Genomic DNA, 7,655 nt, shown 5'->3' with positions numbered 1-7,655 from the left:
CGGCCGCCCGCGCCGGCGCCACCGCGATGATCGACCTCTCCGACGGCCTGCTCCGCGACGCCGGGCGGGTCGCGGCCGCCAGCGGCGTCGTCGTCGACCTCGACGGCGCGGCCGTGGCCGGCCTCGCCGAGCCCCTGCGCCCGGCCGCCCGGCTGCTCGGCGCGGACCCCCGCGACTGGGTGCTGACCGGCGGCGAGGACCACGGGCTGCTCGCCGTCTTCCCCCGGGGCGTGCCGCTGCCGGGGATGTTCCGTGCGATAGGCTCGTGTGCGCCCGCGCCCCCCGCGCACGACGACACCCTCCCCCGGGTGCTGCTCGACGGACGAGCGCCGCACCTGGCCCTCGGGCACCCGGTCGGCGAAGGATGGGATCACTTTGAACCATAGGATCGGATCGAACGCGGCCGTCATGCGGCGGTGGCTCGACCTGGCCCACCGTGATCTCGTGCGCCACAGCCCCGTCCTCAACGCCCTCAACGTCTTCCCGGTCGCGGACGCCGACACCGGGACCAACCTCGCGACCACCGTGCGCGCCGCCGCCGAGGCCGCCGCCGTGCTCGAGACCGGCGACGTCGGGGAGCTGCTCTCCCTCGCCGGCCAGGCCGCCCTCGAGGAGGCCCGCGGCAACTCGGGCACCCTGTTCTCCGTCTTCCTCACGGCCGTGGGCCGCTCCCTCGAGGGGAGCACCAGGATGAGCGCCGAGTCAGTCCGGCTGGCCCTGCACGCCGGCCACGTGCGCGCCTGGAGCGTCCTGACGGACCCCGTGGACGGGACCATGCTCTCCGTCCTGGAGGCCGCCGCCGCCGTGCCCGTGCCGCAGGGCGTGGAGGACGGGTCCAACCAGCAGCTCAAGGAGTTCCTGGCCGCCGTCAGCACCGCCGCCCGCGCCGCGGTCCTCGTCACCCCGGACCAGCTCGAGATCCTGCGCGAGACCGGCACGGTCGACGCCGGCGCCCTGGGCATGCTCGTGGTCTTCGACGCCCTGGCCCGCACCGTGGGCGGCGACGACGCCGGCGACGAGAACGCCCTCGACGCGCTGATCGACGCCGCCGCGGCCCGGGCCGCCGGCGCCGGGGACGCCCCGCACACCGTGCACGGCGGCGTGGAGGTGATGTGCACCGTGGAGCTCACCCCGCTGGACGCCGCGGAGCTGCGCCACGAGCTCAGCGAGGTGGGCACCAGCGTGATCATGAGCGCGGTGACCGAGACGGGGGACGGCTACCGCTGGCGCGTGCACGTCCACGTGCCGCGGCCCGAGGACGCCCTCACCGTGATCGGCGCCCGCGGCAAGGCCGTGAACCTCACGGTGACCTCCCTCTCGGAGGCGGACGGATGAGGCACCCCTGAGATGACCCCGACCCACGGCGGCGGGGCGTTCCCCGACCCGGTCTCCGAGCTCGACCAGCCGCTGGCCCGGCTGCTGGGGCGGACCACGGCCGACCAGCTGGCCCGGCAGCTCTCGGTGTCCACGATCGGGCAGCTGCTCGACCACTTCCCCCGCCGGTACATGCCGCGGGGCGAGCTCACCCCGTTCTCGGAGCTGCGCATCGACCAGCAGGTCACCATCGTGGCCGAGGTCGTGCACGCCTCCACCCGCCAGATGCGCTCGCGGCGCGGGTCCATCACGGACGTGGTGATCACGGACCGCGTCTCCTCCGACCCGCAGCGGCTCTTCGCGGACGGCGACCCGGGCCCCGGCCGGACGATGCGGCTGAGCTTCTTCAACGCCTGGACCGCCGCCAGGGACCTGCCCCCCGGAACGCACGCCCTGTTCTCCGGGAAGGTCGGGCTGTACAACGGCGGCGTGACCATGACGAACCCGCACTACGCGATCCTCGACCCGGACGCCCCGGAGGCCGGGGAGACCGCCGAGGAGCGGGCGGGCCGGCCCATCCCGATCTACCCGGCCACGGCCAAGCTGACCACGGACAAGATCGCCCGCGCCGTGCACTCGCTGCTGCCCGTCGTGGACTTCGGGGCCGTCCCGGACCCGCTGCCGGACGGGATCCGGGAGCGGGAGGGGCTCATGGGGCTCGAGGAGGCGTACTGGCAGGTCCACCGCCCGAGGGACACCCGGGCGCACGGGGAGGCGCGCCGCCGGTTCCGCTACCAGGAGGCGTTCCTGCTCCAGTGCGCCCTGGCCCGCCGCCGCGCCGAGCTCGCCGCCCACCCCACGACCGCCCGCCCGGGCGTCCCCGCGGGGGTGCTCGCCCGGTTCGACGCCGGGCTGCCCTTCGAGCTCACCGCCGGGCAGCGGACCGTGGGGGAGCAGCTCGCCGCGGAGCTCGCGGGCACCCGCCCCATGAACCGGCTGCTCCAGGGCGACGTCGGCTCGGGCAAGACGCTCGTGGCCCTGCGCGCGATGCTGCAGGTCGTGGACTCCGGCGCGCAGGCGGCGCTGCTGGCCCCCACCGAGGTGCTCGCCGCCCAGCACCACGGCTCCGTGGTCCGCTCCCTGGGCCCGCTCGCGCAGGCCGGCCTGCTCGGCGGGGACCCGGACGGCACCCAGGTCGTGCTGCTCACGGGGTCCATGGGCGCCGCGGCGCGCAGGCGGGCCCTGCTGCGGATCGCGTCGGGGGAGGCCGGGATCGTCATCGGCACCCACGCCCTGCTCTCCGAGGTCGTCCAGTTCGCCGACCTCGGACTGGTCGTGGTGGACGAGCAGCACCGCTTCGGCGTCGAGCAGCGCGACCGGCTGCGGGACAAGGCCGGGCGGCCCCCGCACCTGCTGGTGATGACCGCGACCCCCATCCCGCGCACCGTGGCGATGACCGTCTTCGGCGACCTGGACGTCTCCGTCCTCGACGAGCTCCCGGCCGGCCGGCAGCCGATCGCCACCCACACCGTGGGGCTCGTGGAGCACCCGGGCTGGGAGCGGCGCCTGTGGCGGCGCGCCCGGGAGGAGATCGACGCGGGCCGCCAGGTCTACGTGGTCGCGCCCAAGATCGGCGACGACGACGAGCCCCCGCCCCACGCCTCCCTCGCGGAGTCCGCCCTCGCGGCGGCCTCCGAGGACGAGGAGTCCGAGGCGACGATGGCGTCCGTCACCTGGCTCGCCGAGCTCGTGGCCGCCGAGCCCGTCCTGGCCGGCGTGCGCGCCGAGGTGCTGCACGGCCGGCTCGACACGGACCGGAAGTCCCGCCTCATGGAGGAGTTCGCGGCCGGGGACGTGCAGCTGCTCGTGTGCACCACCGTGGTCGAGGTCGGCGTGGACGTGCCCAACGCCACGCTGATGATCATCGTCGACGCCGACCGGTTCGGCATCTCCCAGCTGCATCAGCTGCGCGGCCGGATCGGGCGCGGCGGGCACGCCGGGACGTGCCTGCTCGTCACCCGGCGCCCCGCCGAGCACCCGTCGCGGGAGCGGATCGAGGTGGTGGCCGGGTCCACGGACGGCTTCGAGCTGGCCCGGGCGGACCTCGAGCTGCGCCGCGAGGGCGACATCCTCGGCGCCGCGCAGTCCGGCGGCCGCTCCACCCTGCGCCTGCTGCGGGCCCTCGACGACGCCGAGCTCATCGAGCGCGCCCGCCGGGACGCCGTGACGATCCTGGGCGAGGACCCCCAGCTGCTGGAGCACCCCGAACTGGCCGAGGCCATCGAGCGCTACCTCGACCCGGACGCCGAGGCGTTCCTGGACCGGGGCTGAGCCCCCGTGCCGCCGAGCCGCGTGCCGCCGGGCACCCGAGAGGAGCACCCATGAGCAGGATCATCGCCGGGGCCGCCGGGGGGCTGCGCCTGCAGTCCGTGCCGGGCCGGGACACCCGGCCCACCACCGACCGGGTCAAGGAGTCCCTCTTCGCGCGGCTCGAGGCGTGGGGCATGCTCCGGGACGCCAGGGTCCTCGACCTCTTCGCGGGCTCCGGGGCCCTCGGCTGCGAGGCCGCGAGCCGCCGCGCGGCCGCCGTGACCCTCGTGGAGCGGCACGCGGGCGCGGCGCGGGTCTGCCGCGCCAACGCCGCGACGGTCCACCGGGCCCTCGGGCGCGAGGACGTCGTCACGGTCCGGCACGGGGCGGTGGGCGGCTACCTCGCGGATCCCGCCGAGGGGCCGTGGGACCTCGTGCTGGCCGACCCGCCCTACCCCCTGCCGGAGGCGGAGCTCGCCGCGGTCCTCGCCCCGCTGGTGGGCCGGCTGCGGGAGGGCGGGGTGCTCGTGGTCGAGCGCTCCACCCGGTCCCCGGAGCCCGGCTGGCCGGCCGGGCTGCGCCGCTTCGAGCAGAAGCGGCACGGGGAGACCACCGTGTGGTTCGCCGAGACGGACGTCACATCGCCCGCGTCCCCCGGCGCGCCGGACTGACACCTGCGCCGCTGGGCGCACCCCCTTTGACAAGATTCGACAGGCAGCATCGAGCCCGGGTCAGCGCCCGGGAGGAACGGAGGACGTCCATGAGGATCACGGTTCTGGGAACGGGCTACCTGGGGGCCACGCACGCCGCGTCGATGGCGGAGATGGGCTTCGAGGTGCTGGGGCTGGACGTGGACCCCGAGAAGGTCGACGCCCTGTCCCGCGGCGAGCTGCCCTTCCACGAGCCGGGCCTGGGCGAGCTGCTGCGCAAGCACGTGGGCACCGGCCGGCTGCGCTTCACCACGAGCTACGAGGAGGCCGGCGCCTTCGGCGACGTCCACTTCGTCGGGGTCGGCACCCCGCAGCGGGCCGGGAGCTTCGCGGCGGACATGCGCTACGTCGACGCCGCGGTCGGCTCCATCGCCGCGGCCGCCACGAAGGACTGCGTGATCGCCGGCAAGTCCACGGTGCCCGTGGGCTCCGCCCGCCGCCTGGCGGACCTGGCGAAGGCCTCGGCGCGGGAGGGCGTGGACGTGTCCCTGGTGTGGAACCCCGAGTTCCTGCGCGAGGGCTACGCCGTGGAGGACACCCTGGCCCCGGACCGGATGGTGCTGGGCTGTCAGGACCCGGCCGCCGAGGCCGTGATGCGCCGGGTCTACGCCCGGCAGCTGGAGGCCGGCGTCCCGCTGATCGTCACCGACTTCGAGACCGCCGAGCTCGTCAAGGTCGCGGCCAACGCCTTCCTGGCCACCAAGATCTCCTTCATCAACGCCCTGTCCGAGCTCACCGAGGCGGTCGGCGGGGACATCCGCACCCTGGCCGACGCGATCGGCCTCGACGAGCGGATCGGGCGCAAGTTCCTCAACGCCGGCGTGGGCTTCGGCGGCGGCTGCCTGCCGAAGGACATCCGCGCCCTGCGCGCCAGGGCCGCGGAGCTCGGGGTGGAGCAGTCGGTGCGCTTCCTCGCGGAGGTCGACGACATCAACGTCCGCCGCCGCGGCCACACGGTGGAGACGGTCACCCAGATGCTGGGCGGGACCGTGGTGGGCCGGCAGGTCGCCGTGCTCGGGGCGGCCTTCAAGCCGGACTCCGACGACGTGCGCGACTCCCCGGCCCTGGACATCGCCGCCCGGCTGCACTCGATCGGCGCCGAGGTGGCCGTCTACGACCCCAAGGCCAACGCCAACGCCGCCAAGCGCTATCCGCGCCTGGACTACGTGGACTCCCTCGAGGCCGCCGTCACCGGGGCCGAGGTCGTGGTGCTGCTGACCGAGTGGGCCGAGTTCAAGGCGATGACCCCGGAGCAGCTCGACCCGCTGGTGGCCGTCCCGCAGATCCTCGACGGCCGCAACGTGCTCGACCCCGACCGCTGGACCGCGGCCGGCTTCACCTACCGGGCCCTGGGCCGCCGGGCGAGCGCCGTCTGAGCCGCGGCGCGCGGGGCGGCGTCCCGCGCGCCGGTTCCCCGCCGCCGGGGAGCCGGCACGAGGGCGGGCGGCGAGCTCCCCGCCGTGCGGACCGGCTCAGCCGGCCAGCTGCCGCCCGGCCCGCTCCAGGACGTCCAGGCGCTTGCCGAACGAGAAGCGCATCCAGGACGCGTAGCGCTCCCGGTGCTCCGCGGAGGCGAGGGCCGGCACGGGCACGCCCACCACACCGGCCCGCTCGGCCAGCACCGGCGCCAGGTGCGCGGCGTCCTCGACCCCGTACCGCTCGCACAGGCCGCGGACGTCCGCCACGACGAAGAACGTGCCCTGCGGCTCGAACGGCTCGGCGCCCGCCGCGGCCAGGCCCCGCACGAGCACGTCGCGCCGCCGCCGGAAGTCCTCCGTGAGCCGGTCGTAGAACCCGTCCGGCAGGCCCAGGGCGGTGGCCGCCCCGATCTGCAGCGGCGTGGCGGCGCTGTGCGTGAGATAGGCCTTCGTGGCGCGCACCGGGCCCACGAGGTGCGCCGGCCCGCTGACCCAGCCCACCCGCCAGCCCGTGACCGAGAAGGACTTGCCCACGGAGGACACGGTGAGGGTCCGTTCGAAGGCCCCCGGCAGCGCGGCGAGCGGCCGGTGCCCGCCGGCGTAGCGCAGGTGCTCGTAGACCTCGTCGGTCACCACCACGCAGTCGTGCTCGGCGGCGAGGCCGGCCACGCGGGCCAGGACGGCGTCGTCGAACACCGTCCCGGTCGGGTTGTGCGGGTCGTTGAGGATCACCATGCGGGTGCGGGGCCCGAAGGCCGCGGCGAGGCGGTCGAGGTCGGGGGAGAAGTGCGGCGGCTCGAGGGGGACCGTGACCAGCCGCGCGCCGGCGAACTCCACCACGGCGCCGTAGAGGTCGTAGTGCGGCTCGAACACGACCACCTCGTCCCCGGGGCGCAGGAACGCGAGCAGGCTCGCGGCCAGCCCCTCGGACGCGCCCACGGTCACGACCACCCCGGAGGCCGGGTCCAGGTCGATCCCGTAGAACCGGTGCTGATGCGCCGCGACGGCCTCCTGCAGCAGCGGCAGACCCGCCACCGGCGAGTACTGGTTGCCGCCGCCGTGCAGTGCGGCCGCCGCGGCGTCGAGCATCTCCCGCGGGCCGTCGACGTCCGGGAAGCCCTGGCCCAGGTTGATCGCGCCCGTGCGCGCGGCCAGCCGTGACATCTCCTCGAAGACGGTCCCGGTGAGCTCCCCGGTGCCGGTCAGCAGACCGCCCCCGCGGGCCATCCGCTCCCACGGGGGGCCGGACGTGTGCGTGGACGGGACGGCGGCGTCGGTGGCATCCATGGCCGCCAGTCTAGGGTCCCGCGGCGGCTCAGGGCGGCGGCCCGGCGCCGAGCCGCACGAGGGTCCCGGCCAGCCCCTCGACGAACACCGGGAGGTCCGGCACCACGTCGGCGTCGGCCACCACGTCGATGCCCAGGGTCCCCGTGTAGGAGACGACGCCCACGGCGAGGGCCAGGTTGCCCTGCACGGCGCCGAGCTGGAACAGCTCGAGCACCGGTGCCCCCGCGAAGAGCAGGGGCGCCGCGGGGCCGCGCACGTTGCTGAGCAGCACGTTGACGAGCCGCTGCCGGTCCATGACCCGGACCATCCAGCGCTGGGCCAGGCGGCCGCCCGGCCGGTACGGCGGACGGGTCCGCTGCCGGGAGGTGGTGGCCGCGATCCGCCGCAGCCCGGCCACCGGGTCGGGCTCGTCGACGGGCACGGCCACGACGCGCACACCGGCCCGGTTGCCGCCGGCGGGGTCCCCCGCCGCGCGCACGGAGGCGGCCACCGACACCTTCAGCTCCGGCACGCCGGCCAGCTCGCCGCGCGCGGCCAGCAGCCGCCGGGCGCCGCCCGCCACGGCGGTGAGCACCACGTCGTAGACCGTCCCGCCGTGCCGGTGGGCCAGCTCCCG

The 7,655-nt window shown here is 75.9% G+C and carries 6 protein-coding genes and 1 pseudogene; 5 read left to right on the top strand and 2 right to left on the bottom strand.

What is annotated here, in order from left to right; translation table 11 throughout:
* The 5 genes and pseudogenes from CK505_RS17840 to CK505_RS17820 all read left to right on the top strand — a co-directional run.
* Positions 1–386, top strand: a pseudogene (locus CK505_RS17840) (thiamine-phosphate kinase); the annotation flags it as partial.
* Complete coding sequence (locus CK505_RS17835; RefSeq protein WP_313960165.1) at positions 376–1,335, top strand: DAK2 domain-containing protein; 960 nt, start codon at positions 376–378, stop codon at positions 1,333–1,335. The pseudogene CK505_RS17840 and the gene CK505_RS17835, both read left to right, overlap by 11 nt.
* 12 nt (positions 1,336–1,347) lie before the next feature.
* Positions 1,348–3,645, top strand: coding sequence for an ATP-dependent DNA helicase RecG (locus CK505_RS17830; protein ID WP_095651896.1), 2,298 nt, complete (start codon positions 1,348–1,350; stop codon positions 3,643–3,645).
* Positions 3,646–3,695: 50 nt separating this feature from the next.
* Positions 3,696–4,295 (top strand): 16S rRNA (guanine(966)-N(2))-methyltransferase RsmD, encoded by a 600-nt coding sequence (gene rsmD, locus CK505_RS17825; protein ID WP_095651895.1) that lies wholly within the window; start codon positions 3,696–3,698, stop codon positions 4,293–4,295.
* Positions 4,296–4,384: 89 nt separating this feature from the next.
* The gene (locus tag CK505_RS17820) at positions 4,385–5,710 is read left to right on the top strand and encodes a UDP-glucose/GDP-mannose dehydrogenase family protein (protein ID WP_035928947.1); all 1,326 of its coding nucleotides are present in this window, start codon (positions 4,385–4,387) and stop codon (positions 5,708–5,710) included.
* Between the two features lie 96 nt (positions 5,711–5,806).
* On the opposite strand, the gene CK505_RS17815 is transcribed toward CK505_RS17820, so the two are convergent.
* Both CK505_RS17815 and CK505_RS17810 read right to left on the bottom strand, forming a co-directional pair.
* Positions 5,807–7,039: an aminotransferase class I/II-fold pyridoxal phosphate-dependent enzyme gene (locus CK505_RS17815; RefSeq protein ID WP_052133054.1), complete on the bottom strand. Its 1,233-nt coding sequence runs from the start codon at positions 7,037–7,039 to the stop codon at positions 5,807–5,809.
* A 28-nt stretch (positions 7,040–7,067) separates the two neighbouring features.
* The coding region (locus tag CK505_RS17810) for a WS/DGAT domain-containing protein (RefSeq protein ID WP_141246869.1) at positions 7,068–7,655 on the bottom strand (588 nt) is incomplete at its 5' end.

This window comes from Kocuria sp. WN036 (genome assembly GCF_002287015.1).
GTDB lineage: Bacteria > Actinomycetota > Actinomycetes > Actinomycetales > Micrococcaceae > Kocuria > Kocuria rosea.
The sequence above is the reverse complement of the archived record's forward strand: the minus strand, read 5'-3'. Positions and strand labels throughout refer to the sequence as shown.

Coding starts and splice junctions, on each gene's coding strand:
- rsmD (WP_095651895.1), top strand. CDS start 3,696: ATGAGCAGGATCATCGCCGGGGCCGCCGGGGGGCTGCGCCTGCAGTCC.
- CK505_RS17815 (WP_052133054.1), bottom strand. CDS start 7,039: ATGGATGCCACCGACGCCGCCGTCCCGTCCACGCACACGTCCGGCCCC.
- CK505_RS17820 (WP_035928947.1), top strand. CDS start 4,385: ATGAGGATCACGGTTCTGGGAACGGGCTACCTGGGGGCCACGCACGCC.
- CK505_RS17830 (WP_095651896.1), top strand. CDS start 1,348: ATGACCCCGACCCACGGCGGCGGGGCGTTCCCCGACCCGGTCTCCGAG.